The sequence below is a fragment of the Pseudoalteromonas sp. 78C3 genome, assembly GCF_002836695.1.
Classification (GTDB): Bacteria; Pseudomonadota; Gammaproteobacteria; order Enterobacterales; family Alteromonadaceae; genus Pseudoalteromonas; species Pseudoalteromonas arctica.
Map to the genome: position 1 here is coordinate 33,619 of NZ_PJAV01000141.1, position 21,888 is coordinate 55,506.

Annotated in this window: 19 protein-coding genes; 10 read left to right on the forward strand and 9 right to left on the reverse strand. The window is 39.0% G+C overall.

Annotation, left to right across the window (positions count from 1 at the left end; translation table 11 throughout):
- Nucleotides 1-40 precede the first annotated feature (40 nt).
- Nucleotides 41-499, reverse strand: coding sequence for a redox-sensitive transcriptional activator SoxR (soxR, locus tag CXF76_RS09465; protein WP_024592000.1), 459 nt, complete (start codon nt 497-499; stop codon nt 41-43).
- A 76-nt stretch (nt 500-575) separates the two neighbouring features.
- On the opposite strand from soxR, the gene CXF76_RS09470 reads away from it, so the two are divergent.
- The 5 genes from CXF76_RS09470 (at nt 576) to CXF76_RS09490 (ending at nt 4,470) form a co-directional block, all read left to right on the forward strand.
- A complete protein-coding gene (locus CXF76_RS09470; RefSeq protein ID WP_024591999.1) occupies nt 576-1,049 on the forward strand; it encodes a flavodoxin family protein in 474 nt (157 codons plus the stop codon).
- Nucleotides 1,050-1,121: 72 nt separating this feature from the next.
- Entirely contained in the window at nt 1,122-1,631 is a 510-nt protein-coding gene (locus tag CXF76_RS09475) for a DsrE family protein (RefSeq protein WP_024591998.1), read from the forward strand.
- Between the two features lie 8 nt (nt 1,632-1,639).
- The gene (locus tag CXF76_RS09480) at nt 1,640-2,275 is read left to right on the forward strand and encodes an SGNH/GDSL hydrolase family protein (protein ID WP_024591997.1); all 636 of its coding nucleotides are present in this window, start codon (nt 1,640-1,642) and stop codon (nt 2,273-2,275) included.
- A gap of 78 nt (nt 2,276-2,353) precedes the next feature.
- Complete coding sequence (locus CXF76_RS09485; RefSeq protein WP_024591996.1) at nt 2,354-3,892, forward strand: EAL domain-containing protein; 1,539 nt, start codon at nt 2,354-2,356, stop codon at nt 3,890-3,892.
- A gap of 56 nt (nt 3,893-3,948) precedes the next feature.
- A complete protein-coding gene (locus CXF76_RS09490) occupies nt 3,949-4,470 on the forward strand; it encodes a hypothetical protein (protein ID WP_024591995.1) in 522 nt (173 codons plus the stop codon).
- 70 nt (nt 4,471-4,540) lie between these two features.
- Here CXF76_RS09490 and CXF76_RS09495 read toward each other — a convergent pair whose 3' ends face one another.
- Nucleotides 4,541-6,793 carry a TonB-dependent receptor gene (locus CXF76_RS09495; protein ID WP_024591994.1) on the reverse strand — a complete coding sequence of 751 codons (2,253 nt, stop codon included), beginning with the start codon at nt 6,791-6,793 and terminating at the stop codon, nt 4,541-4,543.
- A 285-nt stretch (nt 6,794-7,078) separates the two neighbouring features.
- On the opposite strand from CXF76_RS09495, the gene CXF76_RS09500 reads away from it, so the two are divergent.
- The 4 genes from CXF76_RS09500 (at nt 7,079) to CXF76_RS09515 (ending at nt 11,892) form a co-directional block, all read left to right on the forward strand.
- On the forward strand, nt 7,079-8,086 hold the full coding sequence (locus CXF76_RS09500; RefSeq protein ID WP_007378432.1) for a LacI family DNA-binding transcriptional regulator: 1,008 nt from the start codon (nt 7,079-7,081) through the stop codon (nt 8,084-8,086).
- A gap of 175 nt (nt 8,087-8,261) precedes the next feature.
- Complete coding sequence (locus CXF76_RS09505; RefSeq protein ID WP_024591993.1) at nt 8,262-9,500, forward strand: MFS transporter; 1,239 nt, start codon at nt 8,262-8,264, stop codon at nt 9,498-9,500.
- A gap of 14 nt (nt 9,501-9,514) precedes the next feature.
- Nucleotides 9,515-11,017 (forward strand): trehalase family glycosidase, encoded by a 1,503-nt coding sequence (locus tag CXF76_RS09510; protein ID WP_024591992.1) that lies wholly within the window; start codon nt 9,515-9,517, stop codon nt 11,015-11,017.
- Between the two features lie 185 nt (nt 11,018-11,202).
- Nucleotides 11,203-11,892: a response regulator transcription factor gene (locus CXF76_RS09515; protein ID WP_101163524.1), complete on the forward strand. Its 690-nt coding sequence runs from the start codon at nt 11,203-11,205 to the stop codon at nt 11,890-11,892.
- A gap of 157 nt (nt 11,893-12,049) precedes the next feature.
- Here CXF76_RS09515 and CXF76_RS09520 read toward each other — a convergent pair whose 3' ends face one another.
- The 4 genes from CXF76_RS09520 to CXF76_RS09535 are packed head-to-tail and all read right to left on the reverse strand — an operon-like array spanning nt 12,050 to nt 15,180.
- Nucleotides 12,050-12,823 carry a CsgG/HfaB family protein gene (locus tag CXF76_RS09520; RefSeq protein WP_101163525.1) on the reverse strand — a complete coding sequence of 258 codons (774 nt, stop codon included), beginning with the start codon at nt 12,821-12,823 and terminating at the stop codon, nt 12,050-12,052.
- On the reverse strand, nt 12,823-13,248 hold the full coding sequence (locus CXF76_RS09525; RefSeq protein ID WP_007584408.1) for a curli assembly protein CsgF: 426 nt from the start codon (nt 13,246-13,248) through the stop codon (nt 12,823-12,825). Before CXF76_RS09525 ends, CXF76_RS09520 begins: the two co-directional genes overlap by 1 nt.
- Entirely contained in the window at nt 13,238-13,639 is a 402-nt protein-coding gene (locus CXF76_RS09530) for a curli production assembly/transport protein CsgE (RefSeq protein WP_101163526.1), read from the reverse strand. The genes CXF76_RS09525 and CXF76_RS09530 overlap by 11 nt, the downstream gene beginning before the upstream one ends.
- Before the next feature lie 38 nt (nt 13,640-13,677).
- Nucleotides 13,678-15,180, reverse strand: a complete 1,503-nt coding sequence (locus CXF76_RS09535; RefSeq protein WP_024607312.1) for a curlin — start codon at nt 15,178-15,180, stop codon at nt 13,678-13,680.
- 583 nt (nt 15,181-15,763) lie between these two features.
- On the opposite strand from CXF76_RS09535, the gene CXF76_RS09540 reads away from it, so the two are divergent.
- Nucleotides 15,764-18,268 carry a S8 family serine peptidase gene (locus CXF76_RS09540; RefSeq protein ID WP_101163527.1) on the forward strand — a complete coding sequence of 835 codons (2,505 nt, stop codon included), beginning with the start codon at nt 15,764-15,766 and terminating at the stop codon, nt 18,266-18,268.
- 102 nt (nt 18,269-18,370) lie between these two features.
- On the opposite strand, the gene puuE is transcribed toward CXF76_RS09540, so the two are convergent.
- From puuE to guaD, 3 genes are read right to left on the reverse strand one after another with little or no spacing between them, the layout of a single operon-like run.
- On the reverse strand, nt 18,371-19,303 hold the full coding sequence (gene puuE, locus CXF76_RS09545) for an allantoinase PuuE (protein ID WP_024591986.1): 933 nt from the start codon (nt 19,301-19,303) through the stop codon (nt 18,371-18,373).
- 1 nt (nt 19,304) lies between these two features.
- The gene (locus tag CXF76_RS09550) at nt 19,305-20,516 is read right to left on the reverse strand and encodes a urate hydroxylase PuuD (protein ID WP_024591985.1); all 1,212 of its coding nucleotides are present in this window, start codon (nt 20,514-20,516) and stop codon (nt 19,305-19,307) included.
- A 5-nt stretch (nt 20,517-20,521) separates the two neighbouring features.
- Nucleotides 20,522-21,886 carry a guanine deaminase gene (gene guaD, locus CXF76_RS09555; RefSeq protein ID WP_101163528.1) on the reverse strand — a complete coding sequence of 455 codons (1,365 nt, stop codon included), beginning with the start codon at nt 21,884-21,886 and terminating at the stop codon, nt 20,522-20,524.
- Nucleotides 21,887-21,888 lie beyond the last annotated feature (2 nt).

Consider the following 21,888-nt stretch of genomic DNA (forward strand, 5'->3'; position numbering starts at 1 on the left):
TTGTTATACAAAAGTGGAGAACTTTTTACACAGGCAAAGACTATGTATTTAAAAGCACAGCGCCGCTTTTATTTTCGCCTAAATGATCATCTTTATTGTAAATTGGGCAACTTTTAAGTGATAAGCAACCACATCCTATACAACCGTCTACTTTGTCGCGCAGGCGTTGCATATGAGCAATTCGCTCATCAAGTTGCGCTTGCCAATGTTTTGAAAGTGCTGACCAGTCTTGTTTTGTTGGTGTGCGGTTGTCGGGTAGGGTAGCTAAGGTGTTTTTAATCTCATCGAGCGTAATTCCCATCGCTTGAGCTGCTTTTATTACAGCTACACGGCGTAATACATCAGGTTTATAGCGTCGCTGATTACCATTATTTCGCCAGCTCTTAATTAAAAATCTCGTTTCGTAAAAGTGAAGAGTAGATACTTTTACACCACTTCTTTTTGCTACATAGCCAACGGTTAGGTTAGCTTCGGTTAACTTTTTTTGTCCTACTGACATTATTTTAATCCTTTAGTTGACCTCAATATAACTTGAGGTTTTAAGCTTTTACCACATTAAAAAAAGAGCTAACTAAATGCAATATAAAAATGATCGGAAAACCATTATTATTTATTCAAGCGCACGTAAAAACGGCAATACCACAGCCCATGTTAATAGCTTTGCCGAGCAAAATGATGTGCGTGTAATTTGTCTAGATGATTATAAAATTGCGTCATACTGCTATAACAAAAACTATAAAAATGATGACTTTTACGCGCTATTTGAAGCGGTTTTAAAGTACGACCATTGGGTGTTCGCGTCTCCTGTTTATTGGTATAACACTACGGTACAAATGAAGTCTTTTATAGATAGGATCACAGATTACATGGATGACGAAACCTTGGAGCCGAAGTTACGGGCTTTACGTAATAAAGATTTTTCGTTGTTATCAAACGCATCATCGCTTGAAGCGCCTGATATTTTTGTAGAGATGTTTAAACGAACATTTAGCTATTTAGGTATGCAGTTTATTAACCACCATCATAAAAACACTCAATCGGCAGCATGATAAGCTGCCCTTTCTTCTTTGCTTCTGTTAGTTTTATAAATAGGTTAACTTATTTAAAACACAGGATTGTTTATGAAATACCTATTATTGCTTTTACTTATAAGCCCATTTTCGCAAGCGGGTGAAAACCTTATTAAAGACTTTGGTTACTTTTATAGTGTACCGGAGCATGTTCAGATAAATGACTCTACGGTATTCAAAATAGCCTTTGATGTTGGTGATGGCGCTAAAAAAGGTGAGCAGAACAATTCAATGAACTCACTTGCACGTTTTATTAATATGCATGTAGCACACGGTGTAAAGCCAGATAACATTCAATTAGCGTTAGTGGTACATGGTAGTGCTAGCGTTGATGTATTGGCTAATAGTGAATATAAAGAACGTTTTAAAGCAGATAACAAAAATCAAAGTTTAATAAAGCAATTGTTGGCCAATAACACCGTGGTTTATGTATGTGGGCAATCGGCTACGCATCATAAAGTAGCACCAGAACAACTAATTGAAGGTGTGCAAATGTCACTTTCGGCGATGACAGCACATGCCCAGCTGCAACAGCAGGGTTATACACTCAATCCATTTTAATAATTAACATGACAAAAAATATTCTCTGCTTTGGGGATTCAAATACATGGGGCTTAAACCCTGTAACGGGAAAACGCTTTGATGAAAATACCCGTTGGACATCGTTATTAAATAAACACTTAGGGTGGGGCTTTAACATAATAGAGGCAGGGCAACCTAATCGCACGTTAGTGCATAATCCCCCGTTTGACGGTGTGATTAATGGTGTTAGCTATTTAAAACCTTATTTGGATAAGCATGATCTCGACTTTATTATTATAGCTCTTGGTACAAACGATCTTAAAAAACGTTTTAATTTAACACCTACTTTAATAGCAGATGGCTTGAATGATTTAATTAACTCAATACACTTTTATTATCAGCAAGGTAGTACTTTAAAACCCCCTAAAATTATTATTGCTAGCCCACCTAAAATAAGAATTACCGAGCAGTATTCACGTATTTATGAAGAGGCTGATACAAAAGCAACAAAGCTCTCTAGTGCATTTAAAAGCGTTACAGCTAATAATAAGTGCGCTTTTATTGATTTTAACTCGTTCATTAACATAACAGGTGGTGATGGGATTCATTTTGATGATATCCAACATTTGGCAATAGGCTTTAAAATAGCGCAATTGGTTCAAAACTCACTCAATAATTGTTAAATCTATCTGTGTGAATTTAATGCGACTTATGCAATCATCTAATAAAGTAGTGATATAAATTAACAACTTCGAGATGCTATGAAAAAGTACCAACAAAAATCTATTATAGCCGTTCTAACCGGAGTGTTAGTTTTTATAACTGGCTGTATTATTTTACTCAATTTTGCAGCGCAGCAATTAACAGCACAAACAAAGTCAGATGCTGAGTATATTCTCACTCATGTAGAAGGTGCAATTGCAGAGAGGCGTCGAATACTTACCCCATTAAATAAGCTTGCGTTTAAACAGTGTGACAACACAACTCTTCTTGAGATGCGCCGCGCTTTATTTGACGCAAAATATGTAATTGATATAGGTTTTTTTAAAGATAATCAGCTAGTTTGTACTACGGGTGCAGGCTTATTAAGTAAACCAATTAACGACAAACAGCCTGACTTTATTCGAGATGATGAACAGGTGAGGGTTCGTTTTGAGCCAGAGCTTTATCTATTATTATTTAGTGAGCGCCCTATGGAAGTAATTATAGTCAGACAAGGGGACTATAATTTAATTATGCAGAGTACTCCCTTTACCAACATTGGCATTACTGTGCCAGATTGGGAAGTTGTTTATAAAACACCAAATACATTGCATCATTTAGCAGGTAAAGAGGATCTCTACCTTCAAGTAAAAAACAATGTTTTCTTTCCTTACGAAACTAATTTAGTTTGCAGTTCTACAAATAGTCAATATTGTGTGGTAGTGCACTTACCTTGGAGTCTGTTTTTTTCTAATAACCACTTATTACTAATAATTTCGTTAATTTTAACCTGTTTAGCGGGAATATCGAGTGCGTTAATAGTTGATGCAAGAATTGCTGCACGTCGCTCTATTAATCAGCGTATTCGTAAAGGACTCAAAAAGGGATCATTTTATTGGACTTACCAGCCTATTATTTGTTTGCAAAGTGGCAAGCTGATTGGTTGCGAGGTACTTGCACGTTTTGAAGATAAGTACGGTGTTCTATTTCCAGATGAGTTTATTCCGGTTATTAGAAAAAACAATTTAACCTGGACTTTTACTGAGGCCATGATTGCCACCACAATCAAAGAGCTAACCTCTATAGAGGTATTGCCTGAAGGCTTTAAAGTGTCGCTTAATATATTTCCGTGTGATGTAGAGCTGGGTAACGTGTCGTTGCTGCCACAAATTACAGAGCTTACCAATTCACGCTTTATTATTTGTTTAGAGATAACTGAAGACGAATACCTTGATACAAGCATCGCGCATGCTCATTTTAGAACCTTGGTTGAATCGGGATTTAACTTATCATTAGATGACTTTGGTACGGGTTATTCGAATTTAAGAAACTTACAAAATTTGAGCTTTCATCAACTTAAAATTGATCGTACGTTTGTTCAAGATATAACAACTGAGGGCTTAAAAGCCTCTATGATCCCGAATATTATGGAACTTGTGCATAAGTTTAATTATACCTGTGTAGCAGAAGGAATTGAAACCACTGAGCAAGAAGCCATTTTAAAAACAGCGGGTGTGCATTACGGACAAGGCTGGAAGTACGGTAAGCCCATGACTGCGTCTAAATTTAAAAATTATATAACTAGTCAGCATTTTTAGATCTCAGCTGCCATACTAAACGTATCGGTATGAAATTTATAAATATTAGGTTTATTATGATCAAATTAACATTAAGTGCTTTTGCACTTTTACTACTTAGCGCATGTACAACACAGTACCCAAACCAGCAATTAACAGGTAAGCAGTTCCCAAGCATTAGTGGCGAAAGCTTAGAGCAAAGTTTGGTGACTATACCTAGTGATTTTAAAGCAGATAAAACACTACTGCTCATTGGGTACAAGCAAGACAGCCAGTTTGATATAGACCGTTGGTTAATTGGTTTAGATATGGCAGGTGTTACGCTTCCTACCTACGAACTACCAACCATTGCCGGCATGGCACCACGTATGTTTAGCACATTTATAGACAGCGGTATGCGCAAAGGCATCCCTAAAGAATTATGGGGTGGGGTAATCACTATTTATAAAGATGGCGAGACAGTTCAAAAGTTTACTGGTAATCAAAGCCCAAATAACTCTCGTGTGGTACTTATAAATAGCAGCGGCGAAATTTTATATTTTTATGATCGAGGTTTTTCGGTTGATGCGCTGAATAAATTAAAAGCGAATATTGAGTAGCCTTTAAATTCACTTGTTTAGGTTAATTAAAGTGAAAGGGAGCGAATGCTCCCTTTATATTGTATTTTATTTAAAACGCGTAACTTACACTAAAGCGCGTTGTACGAGGCATAATGTAACGACCATTTGGTGCATCAGCATTACGTGGATCACCTTCTGTAATGCCTTGCTCATCCGTTAAGTTATCTATTGCTACTTGAAGCTTGATGCCCTCCATTGGTTCTAATATTAAACCTAAATCAACTTTTTCGTAGCCGTCGAGTGTTACAGTGTTTTCGTTATTGCCAAAGCGATCATCAACCGCTGAAAGCGTACCGTATAAAGTTGCATACATACCTTGTAGCTCAAAATCGTAACTTGGCGTTATACGTACTTGCCATTTTGGTTGGCGCTGCGACTGGTTACCATCGTTTGTTGGGCTCTCTGTAATTTCAGCATCTTGTAATGTCGTATTTAAATTAACAGAAAAACCAGAATCATGATTAAAGTTGTAATCAAGCTCTATACCGTATGCTTCGTTTGTTAAAATTTCTGCTGGTACGCCAGGTCGTCTTACAAATGTGTCGCCTTTAACTTCATTTACAAATACGGTTGCATAAAAGTCGGTTGATTCAGTAATTAACTTATAGCCAAGCTCGCCTTGAGTTATTTCTTTAATAAGCTTTTCGCCGCCTTCGTAAGCATCAAAGTTATCTCTAAAGTCATCAAAGTAAGGCATTTTATAACCACGGTTAACACGGGCAAACACACCCATATCATCATTAATTGAATAGTTTAACCCTGTAGTCCACGATGTTTTACTTTCATCATAGCTAACGGTTTTAGTAATAATACCGTCAAGGCCCTCATCTACACTGTATTCTACTTCGTGGTTTTCTTGACGTACGCCAACATCAAGTGTAAACGCATCAGCAAATTTGTATTCACCGGTGACATAAAACGCGTTAGTGCGCGCATCACCTGTTGAGCTTATGTCGTAGTTAAAATCACAACCATCGGTGTTTTGATTACATTCAATCCCAGCCAATGCTTCGCCACCTGATTCAAGTACATGGTATGCAGTGTTACCTAAGCTCCACCAATCTTTTGCTGAAGTACTTGCAGTGTAATATCCAAAGGTTGTTGATAGGTCGCCAAATTTTTTCGAAAAAGCTAAATCATTAGTAAATGAGCTGATTTCTTTAAGTACTACCCATCGACCAAGTTGTTGGACTGGGGTATCGCTTGCGTATTCAGTGTTTGTAACTGCTCCAAATGCAGTTTGGCCGTTATCAGCAACTGCTCCAACCGTTGTTGCTGAGCCACTAGGTACTAAACCGTAGGTATTTGCATCGCCTTTGGTAATGTTAAAGCGATCTGAAAAATGCCAACCACCTTTTAGCTCTAGCTTAATACTACCGCCCGAAACATGGCCGTCCCACCCTCTGCCATCACCTAGGTCAATATCAAGTGCTTGTGCATCGGGGCCTGTAAATATTGTTGCTTGACGATTTAGCGTACCAAGTTGCGTATATTCTGCGTCAATACCATCAACATTAAGGGGTGTTGGTAAGTACCATGCACCGTGATCGTCTGTTTGGCGGGTATAAAAGTTAAGCTCACCGTTATCTAAATCTTTAGTAATGTTGATTGTAAATTGGCTCCCCTTTTCAGAAGTAAAGCCCGCATCACGAATACCCGGTGAGCTTTTTACGTAACCGCCAACCATAAAGTATAAATCGTCAGTAATTTCACCACTCATCACAGCATCAACTCGCTGTAAGTCGTAATCAGAAGTTGTGTATTTAAATAAGCCTTCTGTTTCTTCGCCACCACGTTTTAATCTAAAATTGGTTGTTAATCCTGGTTGTCCGTTAGATAAAACAGGATTAGGTCCACCACGCAGGGCTTCTACTGTCTCAATGGTTTCATCAACACGAAACATTGATGAGTTCTCTAAAAACGATAAGGTTGATGCTGGGTAAATTGGTGAACCTTCAATACTTAGCGTTAAAAATGGGGCATCCCCACCGCCAGGAAAACCACGAACAAATACATTCGCACCTGACTCACCACCTGAGCTTTCTACCCAAACTCCAGGTATTGCTTTAAATAAGTCAGCGGTGCTTTTTGGAGACAATTTAATAATTTGTTCACTATCGATATTAGTTACCGCATAGCTAGCATCTATTTTTCTTATTCCAACACCTGTGGGTGTTCCTGATACTACAATACGCTCAACTTTTTGTTTTTCTTGTGCTTGCTCTGCAGCAAATGCGCATTGAGTGCTAAGCGCTAAAGTAATGGCACACGCTAGTGTACTTTTTGCTTTACTGATTTTCATGTGTGTGATCCCGTTTTTAGTGTATTAAACAGTGTATTACTGCAGTCTTTTTACTAAAAATCATTGTAAATAGGCTGTGTATATTGAAACCTTAGAGATAAATGCAAACGTTTGCAATATTTATTTGTAAATTATTTATGAATTTATATAGTTTATTTATTGAGCTTATTTATATGTTAAACACTTTTTGGGTCGTTGTTCGCGCCAGCAAAAAATAATAATGCTATATTGTCAGCGAGTTAGATAATTGTATTGATCAGTGGTAAGCGACTATTTAGGAAGATCATGAATAACAAAAAAATTAAATTAACTGATTTAGCGAAACTAGCAGGCGTGTCTACCTCTACAGTTTCGCGTGCGCTTAATGATAATCCGCTAATTAAGCAAGAAACCCGCGATAAACTTCAGCGCTTAGCTAAAGAGCATAATTTTAGTCTTAATACGGCTGCAAGTCGGTTGCGGACACAAAAAACCAATGTAGTTGCGGTTATAATTAACCTTGACGAACAAACAGAGCAGTCGATTAGCGATCCGTTTTTACTTAAAGTAGTGAGCGAAATTAATCTTGCACTTAATCAGCAAGGGTTAGAGCTTTTACTATCTAATTCAATCATGGCGCAAGACGATTGGGCTAATTATTTTATTAATAGCCGCCGTGCAGACGGTATTATTGTTGTAGGTCAAGGTAAAAACCAAACCAATATAGAAAATGCAGCTAACGCAGGTATTCCGCTGGTGGTATGGGGAGACCCTAAAACACCTAGCAACTACCCCATTGTAGGAAGTGACAATTACTTGGGAGGCTTGCAAGCAACAACGCATTTAATAGAGCACGGAGCTAAAAACATTGTATTTTTAGGCGACCCAGAACATGGTGAAATTAGTGAGCGTCATAGAGGGTACTCTGCCGCATTAGCATCCCATAAATTAGAGCAACATGTTGTATCTATTGATATTACAAGTAGCTCAGCGTATCAATCAATTAACCAATTACTGCGTGAAAAAGGCCTTTATTTTGATGCTATAGTTGCATGTAGTGATATGGTTGCCTTAGGTGCCATGAAAGCCTTAAAAGAGCGTTATGTAAGCATTCCTAATGATGTCGCTCTAGTAGGTTTTGATGATATTGCTATGGCCGACATTAGCCACCCTTCATTATCAACTATCCGACAAAACACACAGTACGCAGCCACGCTATTAGTTCAAAAGTTGATGCAGCAACTAGCTGGTGAAAAAGTTGAATCACAAGTAATTGATATTGAACTGATTACCCGCCAATCAAGTAAAAGATAGTTTATAAATCATGTTGAGTTAATGTTAAATTTAAAATGCAAACGATTGCATTGAGGGCTATTCTAAACTAAACTCAAACCTCACTGATATAAACACACACTGTGTATGCACTCGTTATGGGCATACAATAAAGGTCGTTATAGCGTTTAAATAACGCTGTAAAGCGAGGGCAATTATGAGTAAAACAAAAGTCACACTGGCAATTGCAGCAAGTTACTTTATTTTCGCTATTTTGTTAAATAGCGTGGGCACCGTTATTTTGCAGGCAATAAATACCCTTGGGGTAAGTAAAACAGAAGCTTCAGTGCTTGAGGGGTTTAAAGATTTATCCATTGCGATAATGTCATTTGTAGTGGCTTCGTTTATTCCTCGCCTAGGCTATAAACTGGCTATGCTTGGGGCACTTACTGTTGTTGCCCTTGCTTGTGTAAGTACGGCTTTAATTAGTGACTTTTATGCGTTTAAAATTTTATTTGCCGCCATTGGTTGTGGCTTTGCTGTGGTTAAAGTGTCGGTTTACTCTATTATCGGCCAAGTGACAGATGATGCAAATAGCCACTCTTCATTGTTAAACACCATTGAGGGCATTTTCATGGTTGGTGTGTTAAGTGGCTATTGGATTTTTACTGCTTTTATAGATCCAAACGATTCAACCGCGTGGCTCAACGTTTATTACTTGCTAGCAGCTCTGGCCCTAATCGTTATAGCGAGCGTAATTGCTGCGCCTATAAAGCCCGCCATTATAAGTAAAACTAAACGCTCCTGTTGGTTCGATTTTATCGCCATGCTTAAGCTAACATATCAACCGTTGGTACTCATATTTATAATTAGTGCTTTTTTATACGTATTAATTGAGCAGGGCGTAGGTACTTGGCTACCCACATTCAATAATGAAGTTTTAAAACTTCCTATAGCTATTAGTATTCAGCTGGCCAGTATTTTTGCTGCGGCACTTGCATTTGGGCGCTTAGTAGCAGGGCAAGTACTTAAACACATTCACTGGTTTGTTGTATTGAGCAGTTGTTTAATTGCGATGGCCGGCCTCATACTTATTACCCTACCGCTTACTGAGAATGTTACTGAAAATACAGTAATTAGCTTATTTGATGCACCACTTGCTGCATTTATTTTACCGTTAATTGGTTTTTTCATGGCGCCTATTTATCCGGTACTTAACTCAGTTATGCTCAGCGCTCTTGAAAAACATCGTCATGCCGCTATGACTGGCTTAATTGTAGTTTTTTCAGCACTTGGTGGAACAACAGGCTCAATAATAACTGGTTATGTATTTGAGCACTTTAGTGGCCAGCATGCGTTTTACCTTTCTTTGGTTCCCATTAGTTTGATTTTTATTAGCGTGATTTTTTTCAAAAAACGAACCGACGCTATCTCACAACACGCAACGACAGCTTAACAGTAAGGAAAGTTATGAGTTTTTTTGACAGCCAATTATTTAAAGATGTTCAAATGCAGCATGTATTTAGCGACTGTAAAACATTCGCAGATGCAATTGCGCGTGTTAATTGGCAAAGTGCATGTAAAAGCTATGAACAATTAGCGCCTTTAACTAATACGCAGCTTAGTGAGTTTGTAAACGCACACTTTATTACTTCCCCAGTGCTAGCAATGGGCACTGAGGCTGATACGTCATCGGTTAAACATTATATAGACTCGTTATGGAGTGGCCTTAGAAGAGAGGCGGATACCCCGAAGCAAGATTCATTACTAGCACTAAAGCACAGCTATATTGTGCCTGGCGGGCGCTTTCAAGAGATTTACTATTGGGATAGTTATTTTACAGCATTGGGCTTAATCGATGCAGATAAAGGTGATGTAGTTGAAGATATGCTACTTAACTTTGTCGATTTAATTAACGATTATGGTTGTATTCCAAATGGTAACCGTCGCTATTATTTATCACGCTCGCAGCCACCGGTTTTAGCACTCATGGTCGAGTTATTATGGGAACATACGCATAGCAAATCACTCAATACGCAATGGCTTGCTATGTGTGTTGCAGCACTTGAAAAAGAATATATATTTTGGATGCAAGACGCGCAGTTGCTTTCGAGTGATTTATTGGGCTCAAAGCGGGTAGTAAGAATGCCTTGTGGTGGTGTTTTAAATCGTTATTGGGACGATGTAAGTGAGCCAAGAGCAGAGTCATTGCGTGAAGATTTAGCGCTAGCGGAAGGGTTGGCGAAGGAGAAAAAATCTGATTTTTATCGTAATATTCGCGCTGCATGTGAGTCGGGTTGGGACTTTAGTTCTCGTTGGCTTGGTGAGTCTAATTTACTAAGCTCTATTCAAACAACTGATATTGTTCCTATAGATTTAAACTGCCTTATGTATAACTTAGAGAATCAATTAAGCAAATTCTTTCAATTGCTCGGCAATAGTGAACAAGCAGAGCATTACCAATTACTTGCCAGCAATCGCAAGGCGCTTATTAATGCTTACCTTTGGAATGAACCAACCGGTTTTTTTGTTGATTATAACTGCCGTACAACGGCTCAATCTCCAATACTTAGTGCAGCGGCAACTACTGCTTTATTTGTTAATTTAGCCAGTAATGAGCAAGCAATCAAGGTAGCTACAATATTAGCCAATGAATTTTTAAAAAAGGGTGGTATTGTTACAACTATTACTCAAACGCCTCAGCAGTGGGATAGTCCAAATGGTTGGGCTCCACTCCAATGGCTTGCGGTAAAAGGGCTTAATAACTACGGTATTACTCAATTGAGTACACATATAATGCAAAATTGGGTAAATATGGTTGAGCAAAATTTTGCAGTAAATAAGTGCTTACTCGAAAAATACAATGTGTGCACACCAGCGGTTTTAGCCAGTGGTGGTGAATATCAAGTACAGCAGGGTTTTGGTTGGACTAATGGCGTAACGACTCGATTTTATAAATTACTAAACTACTAATCCGATCTGTTATTTATCTTACAAAAGTAATTGTAAAAACAAAGGTAATGTAGGTTATGTATTGATTTAAAAGGTTTTTATCTGTTTTAGGGTGAGAAGCGGTAGCTTTATTTTAATACCAAAATCTCATTGTAAGTTGTATTTGATTTAGGTAATGTAGTGTAAATGTTTCAAGGACGAAATTTATGCCCCATAAAAACTCAGTATTCGTAAAAACTACATTTCAATCATCTTTTCATTCACACAACTACACTGCTATTTTAAGAACACTACAGGCCTTGTTTGGTGATATTAAAATGGACGATGTTATTCCTAAAGCTGAGCAGCGTGCAAATTATGATTTGTTTTTAATAGATGGTGCTAAAAGCAAATGGCAAGACCTTATTCCGACTGACCTTATTTGTTTAGCTAAACACTATAGCGTTGTCATTTTTAATGTTGATAAAGAAGATGTGTGCGAGCAAAACTTATTGCTTAACCATTTTAATGGTGTTTTTTATAAATCTGATCCACCTGAAGATATTTTTAAAGGGTTACTTCGTGTTAATACTGGCGAGCTGTGGTTTACGCGTAAAGTGATTTCAAAAGCTTTTAACGATATTTTAGCCGTGGCATCGTCGTTTAATAGCTTACACGACGACATTGAATTAAAGCAGGACGATTACGATCATTTAACAAAACGAGAAAAGTCTGTTATTCATTTAATTGCACAGGGGGCGAGTAACAATACAATCGCTGATAAACTTAACATTAGCGACCACACTGTAAAAACACATTTATACAGTGCGTTTAAAAAAACTAACTCACGCAACAGGGTGGAGCTTGCTAATTGGGCGCAGCGCTATATATCGGTTTTGCTGCCAATGGCTAAATAAGAGTAAAGCCACCAATACATTATTAAAGTTATTAAAGTAAAAAATTTATCCTCTAGATTTTTTATAAGGGTTGGGTTAGCGAAGTACTTTCAACTTACTAATCACACAACCTATAAAGGCTACAATATGTAGCCTTTAGTTAATTTAGGAAGTCAGTTTATGCTGGTTTTTTAGCCCATAAGCCTTTATCAATACCTTTTGTTATGAGATCTGTGAGTGCTTTTTCTATTGCTTGGGTAACACAAATACTCATAGGTTCATTGTCGCTAAAGCCTGCTTCTGCTTCTGCTAGTCGTTTGTAGCTCACGTATCTAAAAAAGCCTGCACGCATTTCTTGGCTAAGTACTTTTTTGCTGGTGGCTACACTCAGTAGTACTTGTCCTGTACGAACATCAACAGCGCGTAAGTATATTGAAATAGCATCTTCGCGGTAAAGCTCTGATGCGCCTATACCAAAGTATTCCATACCCAAACCACCTGTTTTTACATTAGTGTCGTAGCTTATGATACCGCCCTCTAAAATGATTTTAGCGGTTGTTAGTGGAGGTAAATCAGCTTGGTTAGGATTATCGGCTTGGCCTGCACGAATAATTTTTCGCTCAGTTAAAATGTTTTGTAAACCTTCACGCTCTACCGGCGTAAACCAATCAGATTCATGTAATGCTTGTATGAGTATTGAGTTAGCACCTTGAGTAACGGCAGTCGAGAATGAGCTAACGTTAGTTTGTGGCTTATATTGACCTGTTTGATCTCTAAATGAGTACACTGATACAGGAATACTCCCGACCGGTTTAGGTAAGTTTTTCAGATCTGCGAATAATTCGGTTGGCTCTAAACTAACTGCTTTTTGTTGCGATGGTGGGATTAAGTTCCCTAGGCTCGCACAACCGCTCAATCCTATTAATATTATTGTTATTAGTAGTTTATACATTATCCAAACCTCGGTACTTCAATGATCACCACGGTGTCATCAATTATATTTGTTATTCTTACTGTAATAGAATCGGTTGTGCTGGTTATAACTTCAATTTGATAATCGCCACTCATAAATATGGAGTCTTGATTGAAAAGGCTATCTTCTATGTCCTCACCAAATGCCATATCGGTAATTTCTCTTACCATACGATTTAAATAGGTGCGCTCTAGAGTTTCTTGAAATTGTTCAGCGTAACCTTTTTCTACTACCGGTGCTTTATGCTTGTTTTGAGCTTGGGCTTTACTCAGCAGCATATTTGCATTGAGTGGGTTACCACCAAAGCTTGGGTTAATTGGGGTGTAAATTATTTCAGTTGCTGCTGCTGAAAAGCTTAATGTTGTTATTATTATAAGGGCTATATTTTTCATTTTACCATCCATCTTTAGCCATATCGGGTGTTGACACTGCCATGTTTTCGCGAGCCATTGCATCTATCACTGTATAAACAGCCTGCTCCACACGCTCATTTAAAGGCTCTAATCGTCTACCTAAGTAAGTTACGTAAACAAGTTGGTTATTCATTATTAACGACAGCTTTGTGCCTGCTTTTGGAATGACCGTTTCTTTAATTTCAATGTTAAAACCTGCAGTTGAAGGGAGATCTCGCCAGTAATTAGAAAACTCAAAATAGAACTGATGACCAAAGCGGCTAATACTCCTATCAAGTAGTAGGCCGTCAATCTCCAACTCTTCAGCGGCATAAGATGCGGGCATTAAAAACAGAGAAAGCGTAAGTAATAATACTTGGTAATGGTTTTTATTATTATGCATAACTAAATGGGGAGAGTTGCTCTCCCCAACCTCAATAATTACATTTGAGTAATAGAAGTCACGTTACCGTCACCAATTTGGGTCACTGAAACAGTGCTGTTGAAACCAATTACGGCGCCTTCAACAATGTTATCGTTACCCATTTGAGTTACGCTAAACGAAACGTTTTCACCACCTACTAAAAATGCAGGTTGATCCATTCCAACTACCCAGTTACCTTCGCCAGTTTGTGAAATATCAATGCTGTGGCCATTACCTTCAACCATCATATCAACTACGTTCATTTCACCTGTTTGAGCTAGGTCAATTTGGTTCATGTTGCTATCTAAAATACCTGCAAGTGTAACCATGGCTTCGTTTTGAGAACCATTTTGCATAATATCGATATCGTTGTCGTTTGATGTTAGAGATATATCAGGATATGAAGACTCAACAACAGCAGTGTTTTCTTGGCCAGACTGAATAACGTTAACGTCATTTTCAGACCCATTAAAGTTAACAACGTGTGCTGAATTTGATTCACCTACTTGGTTAATCATAAATTCGTTATCGGTACCTAAAACGCCCATGTAAGCATCATTTAATAAGCCAACTTGTGTAGCCGTTAATTCATTATCGTCACCAATAATATCAACAGTTGTTGAGTTGCTTAAATCAACCTGAGTTACTGTAACTTCGTTGTTTTGACCTTCGAATAAGTTTGATTCGATAGTATTTAAAGAACCTTCTTGGTCTAAATCAATTTCGTTTTCATCGCCTAATACAGCTACAAATGTTACTGCGTTAGTATTGCCTTCTTGTTCAATTGAAAGCTCATTTGCATCGCCTAAAATATCAGTGAAGGTAACAGTATTACGATCGCCGTCTTGTTCAATATCAAGCTCGTTATCATTGCCTTGTAAAGAACTCACTTTGAAGGTATTCCAGTAACCGTTTTGCTCAAGACTCAGACTATTCTGATCGCCCATTACAGAGGTTAATTCAGCTTCATGCCACTCACCTGTTTGTAATGAACTGATTTCGTTGCCATTACCTTTCATATCTAAGTTGTAAAACCAATGACCACCAGTGCCTTGCTCTACATCAACGATATTGTCGTCACCAACAATCATGTTGACAGCTTCGTTGTTTACAAAAAAGCCTTGGCCACTTTGCAAAACATTTAGGTAATTATTATTACCAGTAACTTCGGTAATTACACCGTTGGCAACGCCATCTTGGGCATATACTTGCTCGTTGTTGTTACCAATTGTTGTTACGCCAACATAATTACCTGATTGTAATTGAGTAACTTCTGTTGTGTTCTCGTTTCCAGTAGTCGAAACCTCAATAGTATTACTATCTCCCTCTTGCATTAAAATCGCGGTGTTATTATTTTGCGATTGTGCCAATGTCATTGAATTAGCGGTGCTAAGTATAGATATTTTTGTACTAAGTTCTGAGTTTGATGCTGATTTGTTGTCGGTATCTGCATATGAGGCAAAGCTGGTACCCATTGCTATTGCAACAGCACAACTTAAAAGTGATTTATTCAACTTCATTATTTTCTCCTTGAAATATTAAAATCAAATACCCTAAATGTTATAGGTTTTAATAAGGTATTTGTTGTTTCAGCATGCCGTGCCGATATATTTTTTGTGATCCGCTTGCGTAACTTTAGAAATAGGTGAAGCGTAATATGTGACTATAAATAATTAAGTTTTAATTTGTCATAAATATTGAACTAACAAAGTTTAAGCTCAAATTCATAATCACCCATTAACTGTATTCCCCTATTTCATTTTCTTAAATCATCATTTTTTACCAAATAATTAACCTTTTATTATCATTGGATTATGTGTGTAACTGGTGGGTTTTAATATAATAGTAAGAAAAAGCAGTAAAAAAGTTTGACCCTATAATGGGTAAGGTTGTAATGAGGCAGTTCATTAAAATGACTGTGTTTAGTGTTTTTTTTATAGCCAAACTGGTCAAAATTTATGATTTTTAATTCTTTTTAACTTTTTAACTTGTCAAATATCGTATTTACTAGTTTGCTTATAACTTGCCACGTGATCCCTTGTACTTGAAATAGTGAACAAACCCGCTTAGTGCTTCTAAGCTAACCCAACTATGGATAGAACAATGAAAACAAAATTATCTATTATTACGCTTGCTTTACTACCTTGTTTGGCTTCGGCTAAATTACCTGATGCAGGAGCTCTTCCACAAGCAGCTGCAAGTAGTGACTCTGTTATTGTTAAATATAAAAAAAATGCAACACCTCAAATGCGTAAACAAGCACGAAGCTTGGTTAAAGCAAAAATTACAGATTTAAATAATGATGAAGTTGATGATAACTTCACATCATTATTCTCAGGTCGCCTTGCTAAATTTAAAGTATCTGGCATGAGTACTAAAGAAGCTATTGAGCGTTTAAAGTCTCATCAAGCAATTGAATATGTTGAGCCAGATTACCGCGTTAGTATTGCTGCCAATACACCTAACGATCCACGTTTTGATGAACTTTGGGGCCTAAATAATGAAGGGCAAACAGGCGGCATTGCCGATGCAGATATTGATGCCCCAGAAGCATGGGAAATCTCAATTGGTAGTCGCGATGTTGTAGTTGGTGTTATTGATACTGGTGTTGACTACAGTCACCCTGATTTAGCTGACAATGCGTGGATTAACACTGATGAAATTGCAGGCGATGGTATTGATAATGACGGCAATGGTTACATAGACGACATTCACGGTATTAATGCAATTACGGATGCTGGCGACCCAATGGATGACCAAGGTCACGGTACCCACGTATCAGGCACTATTGGTGCAAGCGGTAATAATTCTACAGGTGTTGTGGGTGTAAACCATGAAGTTTCTATTGTTGGTTGTAAGTTTTTAGATGCCGCTGGTAATGGTTCAACATCAGATGCAATAAAATGTATCGACTATATGGTTAATCTTAAAAACTCAGGTGTAAACTTACGTGTTTTAAACAATAGCTGGGGCGGTGGCGGTTATAGCCAAGCGTTAGCGGATGCTATGACTGTTAGTGAGCAAGCTGACATATTATTTGTTGCTGCTGCTGGTAATGACGAAGTTGATAATGATGCAAACCCTCACTATCCATCAAGTTATGAACACGAGAGTGTATTAGCAATTGCCAGTACTGATAGCAATGATAACTTATCAGACTTTTCACAATGGGGCGCGACAAGTGTTGACATGGGAGCACCAGGCTCTGGTATTTTGTCAACAGTTCCGGGTAATGGCTATGCAAATTACTCAGGTACTTCAATGGCAACACCCCATGTTGCCGGTGTTGCTGCTCTTGTGTTGTCAGTAAACCCTGATTTAACAACATCAGAGCTTAAAGCGTTACTAATGAGTAGCGGTGACGCTAATGCTGCACTTCAAGGTAAAACGCTTGCGGGCACGCGCCTAAACGCAAATCAGGCGTTATTAGATGCCGATCCAACGCCAAGCTTTAAAATGTCTGTGACGCCAGCGTCACAACAAATAACAGTTGGTGAGTCTGCAACTTATACGTTTGAAATTGGTTCTATTGCTCAGTGGGATGGTGAAGTAACGCTTGAACTAGAATCTAGCCTAACTGGTGCATATTTATCAGAGCTAACTGCAAGCCCTGGCGAAACAGTACAGCTTAGTGTTGAGACCAATGGAAATACGCCATGGGGTAATTATGAGTTTACTGTTACAGCAACATCAGATGATATTGTTAAAGAAAAAACAGTAAGCTTAATGCTTCAACCTGCTGGTTTAAATGACTACACCTATACTAGCGAAGAAAATGTGGCGATTCCTGATAATGATCCACAAGGTGCTAATTCGGTAATTACAATTTCAGATGATTTAACTGTTTTTGGTACTTCTGTTGATGTAAATATTACGCATACTTGGTCTGGCGATATAGTCCTTACGCTAATTTCACCACAAGGCTCTGAGGTAACTTTACAGAGTAATGAAGGTGGCAGCGAAGATGATATTGTTAAAACATTTACATCAAGCGTATTTAACAGTGAAGTAGCAACAGGCGACTGGACGTTAAATGCTGTGGATACAGCGGGTGCAGACACAGGTAATATTAATGGCTGGTCACTTACGCTTAGCGCTATAGGCGAAGTAAGTGCACAACCGCCACGTGCAGGCTTTACTGTTGATACGCAAGGTTTAACAGCCTCGTTTGTAGATACAAGCAATGATGCCAATAACGACATTACACAGTGGAGCTGGAGCTTTGGCGATGGCGCTACATCAACAGATTCAAGCCCTGTGCATGCATATGCGCAATCGGGTAGTTACGATGTAGAACTAACTGTTACTGACAGTGAAGGTAATACAGATACATTTACCCAAACCGTTGTTGTAAGTGACGTGACCCTTGAACTGAACTTAAAACGCGCTAACAAAACACGCCTAGGTACGATGCGTGTAGAACTTAGCTGGGAAGAAGTGGGTGCAGAGTCATTAAGCGTTTACCGTAATGGTGAGTTAGTTGATACCACTGCAGATAACGGACGCTACCGTGATTACGTGCGTGGAGCTACATTACCATCGTACGATTACCAATTATGTGTAACAGAAAATGTGTGTTCGAATATCATCACCGTTTCTTTTGAATAAATTTCACTACTCCTAAAGTAATTTAAGCCCAGCATTGCTGGGCTTTTTTATGTTTTACGATGGTATAATAAGCAATTAGAATTTATTTTGAATGGAGTATAACTATGCTTTTTTATACGGGTGGGTTTTAAGCCAGTGCTCGGCTATTTGCTCTCTCGTGGCAAACCATACCTGCTCATGAGAGCGGGCATATTTTAAAAACCGTGCCAATGCCTTTACTCTTCCTGGTCTGCCAATTAAGCGGCAATGCAAACCTATCGACATCATTTTTGGGGCGTTTTCACCTTCTGGGTCGCCTTCCTCGTATAGCGTATCGAATGCATCTTTTAAGTAATTAAAAAACTGATCGCCGGCATTAAAACCCTGTACGGCAGCAAAGCGCATGTCGTTTACATCAAGCGTGTAGGGCACAATGAGTTGTGGCTTACCTTCTTTAATACTGTAAAAGGGCAAATCGTCGCTGTAATCGTCGGCGTCATATAAAAACGTGCCATTTTCCGCCACAAGGGCTGCGGTATTTGGGCTAGTTCGGCCGGTATACCAGCCTTTGGGCTTTTTACCCGTAAGCGTTTGAATAATCTCAATGGCTTTTTGCATGTGCTCGCGTTCAGTTTGCTTATCTATATTTTGATAATTAATCCAGCGCAGGCCATGGCTTGCAATCTCGTGCCCTGCTTCAACAAAGGCTTTAGCTACATCGGGGTGGCGCTCAAGGGCCATGGCAACCGCAAAAATGGTGACCGGTATATCGTATTTTTTAAATAAACGCAGTAACCTCCACACGCCCGCGCGCGAGCCATATTCGTAAATAGACTCCATGCTTATATGGCGGTCTTCTACATGGGGAGCACTTACTATTTCAGATAAAAATGTTTCGGCCGCTGCATCACCATGTAATACACAGTTTTCGCCGCCTTCTTCGTAATTTAATACCACTTGCACGGCAATACGTGCTTTATTGGGCCAATTTGCATGGGGTACATCTGGGCCATAACCAATTAAATCGCGCGGGTAGTTTTTAAATTGCTCGCTCATATTATTGCTCCTTTTTAAGTGCCGTGAGCCAAGACCCGAGCATTTCGCGCTCTGTGTCTGTCATCTTGGTCATATTAGCCAGTGGCATGTCTTTGGTTACTACGGCGCGGGTATGAACAAGTACTTGCGACTTTTTTACCTGTTCAATTGAATCAAGTTTAAAACCAAGTGGCGCTGTTTGAAAAAGCTCAGAGGTCGGTGTTTCACTATGGCACTGCGTACAGTGTTTGCTGATTACATCCCACGCTTGTACGTCGGTGATACTTGCTTGTAAAGGCGCGTTTTCGTCTGCATTTGTTGGGCTGCTAGGCCACGGAGCTATTGCTAACATAAGAGCAAAAAATGCTGCAATACCACTTATAAGTACTGAAGGTTTATTAACGCCTTGATGTTTTAAGTTAAAGTAATGGCGTATCCACATACCAATACCAAACAGCGCAATTAAAATAAGCCAGCCAAAGTTGTGGCTATACGTGTAAGGAAAGTGATTGCTAAGCATAATAAATACCACTGGTAACGTGGCGTAGTTATTATGTATCGAGCATTGCTTGGCTTTTAGTCCTGGGAGCGATTCGGGAATACGGCCGGCTTCTACTTCACTTACCATATAGCGTTGCCCTGGCATAATAATGTGATACACATTGCCAACCATACACGTGCCAATAAGCGCACCTACATGAATATACACAGCGCGGTCGCTAAATAGTTGATCAACCCCATAAGTCCACAGAGCTAATAAACCAATAACCACAGCAATAAACGCTTTACCGTTTTCAACGAGCGGGGTTTTACACAATAAACGATAAACACCATAGCCTAAGCCAATAAAACCAAGTGATGCGCCAATAGCTGCAAATTTACTTAGCTCACTTTTACTGTTATCGATTAGGTAAACATCGGCGCCTACATAATAAAGTAAGCTAAATAATAAAACACCGGTGATCCAGGTTGTATAGGCTTCCCACTTAAACCAATGCAGGGTATGGGGCATTTTTTCAGGCCCATTTTGATACTTAGCCACTTCGTAAAAGCCACCGCCATGCACGGCCCATAAATCGCCTTTTATGCCTTTATCTATTTTCCACTGCGGTGGTGTTTGTAGGTTGTTATCAAGCCATGCAAAATAAAATGAAGCGCCAATCCAGGCTATACCAGCAATAACATGAAAATAACGCAGTACTAAATGAGCAAGCTCAAATAAATAGTTTTCCATAACGGTTAAGCCTCTTCTAATACCGGTGAGCGGGTGTCTGAAAATTGATTGCTATCATCGCGCTTATACACACTTTTACCCATAATGTAGGTTTGCTCAACGCAGCGGTCGTCGCCTAACATCATTATTACAAATAGTTTTTCATGTAGGGTTTTGGCATGTTGTATTCTAAATTTTAAAAACGAAGTTGCTGAACAATCCATTACAATAAAATCGGCCTCACAGCCGGCTTCAAAATTACCAATTGTCCCTTCTAAATCGAGCGCTCTAGCACCGCCGAGTGTTGCTAAATACAGCCCTTTAAATGCTGAAAACTTTTGACCTTGTAACTGTTGGATTTTGTAAGCTTCGTTACCTGTTTGTAGCATAGAAAAGCTTGTTCCTGCGCCTACATCGGTACCCATGCCTACGTTTATGCCGTGCTCTTCACAGGCTTTTAAATTTAAAAGTCCTGATCCTAAAAATAGGTTTGAGGTAGGGCAGTGCGATATAGCCGCATTGTTATCTGCAAGGCAGCAAAGTTCGCGCTCAGATAAATGAATACTATGGGCAAATACTGAGCGTTTACGCACCATTTTTGCTTGCTCGTAAACGCCAAGGTAATCTTCAGCTTCTGGAAATAGCCCTTTAACCCATTCGCACTCGTCTTTGTTTTCTGATAGATGAGTGTGCAGGTAGGTGTCTGGGTATTCTTCAAGTAACTGAGTGCATTTTTGTAATTGTTCTGGGGTTGATGTGGGGGCAAAACGCGGCGTAACTGCGTAGCTTAGCCTGTCAACATTGTGCCATTTTTTTATTAGGGCTTTAGATTCGTCATAGCTTGTTTGCGCGCAATCAGATAAGTCGTCAGGGCAGTTACGATCCATCATTACTTTACCGGCAATCATACGTAAATTGCGTTTTTGTGATTCTTTAAAAAACGCATCAACCGATTGCGGGTGCACAGTGCCAAATACAAGGGCGGTGGTTGTGCCATTGCGCAGCAGCTCGTCTAAAAAGCGATTAGAGATCTCTTTTGAATAATGCTTACACGTAAACTTTTTCTCTGTCGGAAACGCATACTCGGTTAGCCAACTTAGCAGTTGCTCGCCGTATGCACCCACCATTTCGGTTTGTGGTAAGTGTATGTGGGTGTCAATCATACCAGGCATAACGAGCTTACCATCGTGGCGGATAACACGCGCTGATTTATCAATCGTTGGCAGTATGTCTTGCTCGTAGCCAAGTTTAACTACTTTGCCGTGCTTGATAACTAATGCGCCTTTTTCAAAAAAACGATGGGCGTTTTCGCCAGCAATGGCAGGGTCGTCAACAAAGTCGAGTATATCAGCACAAACTACTGTTAAGTTATTATTGTTTTGTGTGCTCATCG

Coding starts and splice junctions, on each gene's coding strand:
- soxR (WP_024592000.1), bottom strand. CDS start 499: ATGTCAGTAGGACAAAAAAAGTTAACCGAAGCTAACCTAACCGTTGGC.
- CXF76_RS09470 (WP_024591999.1), top strand. CDS start 576: ATGCAATATAAAAATGATCGGAAAACCATTATTATTTATTCAAGCGCA.
- CXF76_RS09475 (WP_024591998.1), top strand. CDS start 1,122: ATGAAATACCTATTATTGCTTTTACTTATAAGCCCATTTTCGCAAGCG.
- CXF76_RS09480 (WP_024591997.1), top strand. CDS start 1,640: ATGACAAAAAATATTCTCTGCTTTGGGGATTCAAATACATGGGGCTTA.
- CXF76_RS09485 (WP_024591996.1), top strand. CDS start 2,354: ATGAAAAAGTACCAACAAAAATCTATTATAGCCGTTCTAACCGGAGTG.
- CXF76_RS09490 (WP_024591995.1), top strand. CDS start 3,949: ATGATCAAATTAACATTAAGTGCTTTTGCACTTTTACTACTTAGCGCA.
- CXF76_RS09495 (WP_024591994.1), bottom strand. CDS start 6,793: ATGAAAATCAGTAAAGCAAAAAGTACACTAGCGTGTGCCATTACTTTA.
- CXF76_RS09500 (WP_007378432.1), top strand. CDS start 7,079: ATGAATAACAAAAAAATTAAATTAACTGATTTAGCGAAACTAGCAGGC.
- CXF76_RS09505 (WP_024591993.1), top strand. CDS start 8,262: ATGAGTAAAACAAAAGTCACACTGGCAATTGCAGCAAGTTACTTTATT.
- CXF76_RS09510 (WP_024591992.1), top strand. CDS start 9,515: ATGAGTTTTTTTGACAGCCAATTATTTAAAGATGTTCAAATGCAGCAT.
- CXF76_RS09515 (WP_101163524.1), top strand. CDS start 11,203: ATGCCCCATAAAAACTCAGTATTCGTAAAAACTACATTTCAATCATCT.
- CXF76_RS09520 (WP_101163525.1), bottom strand. CDS start 12,823: ATGTATAAACTACTAATAACAATAATATTAATAGGATTGAGCGGTTGT.
- CXF76_RS09525 (WP_007584408.1), bottom strand. CDS start 13,248: ATGGATGGTAAAATGAAAAATATAGCCCTTATAATAATAACAACATTA.
- CXF76_RS09530 (WP_101163526.1), bottom strand. CDS start 13,639: ATGCATAATAATAAAAACCATTACCAAGTATTATTACTTACGCTTTCT.
- CXF76_RS09535 (WP_024607312.1), bottom strand. CDS start 15,180: ATGAAGTTGAATAAATCACTTTTAAGTTGTGCTGTTGCAATAGCAATG.
- CXF76_RS09540 (WP_101163527.1), top strand. CDS start 15,764: ATGAAAACAAAATTATCTATTATTACGCTTGCTTTACTACCTTGTTTG.
- puuE (WP_024591986.1), bottom strand. CDS start 19,303: ATGAGCGAGCAATTTAAAAACTACCCGCGCGATTTAATTGGTTATGGC.
- CXF76_RS09550 (WP_024591985.1), bottom strand. CDS start 20,516: ATGGAAAACTATTTATTTGAGCTTGCTCATTTAGTACTGCGTTATTTT.
- guaD (WP_101163528.1), bottom strand. CDS start 21,886: ATGAGCACACAAAACAATAATAACTTAACAGTAGTTTGTGCTGATATA.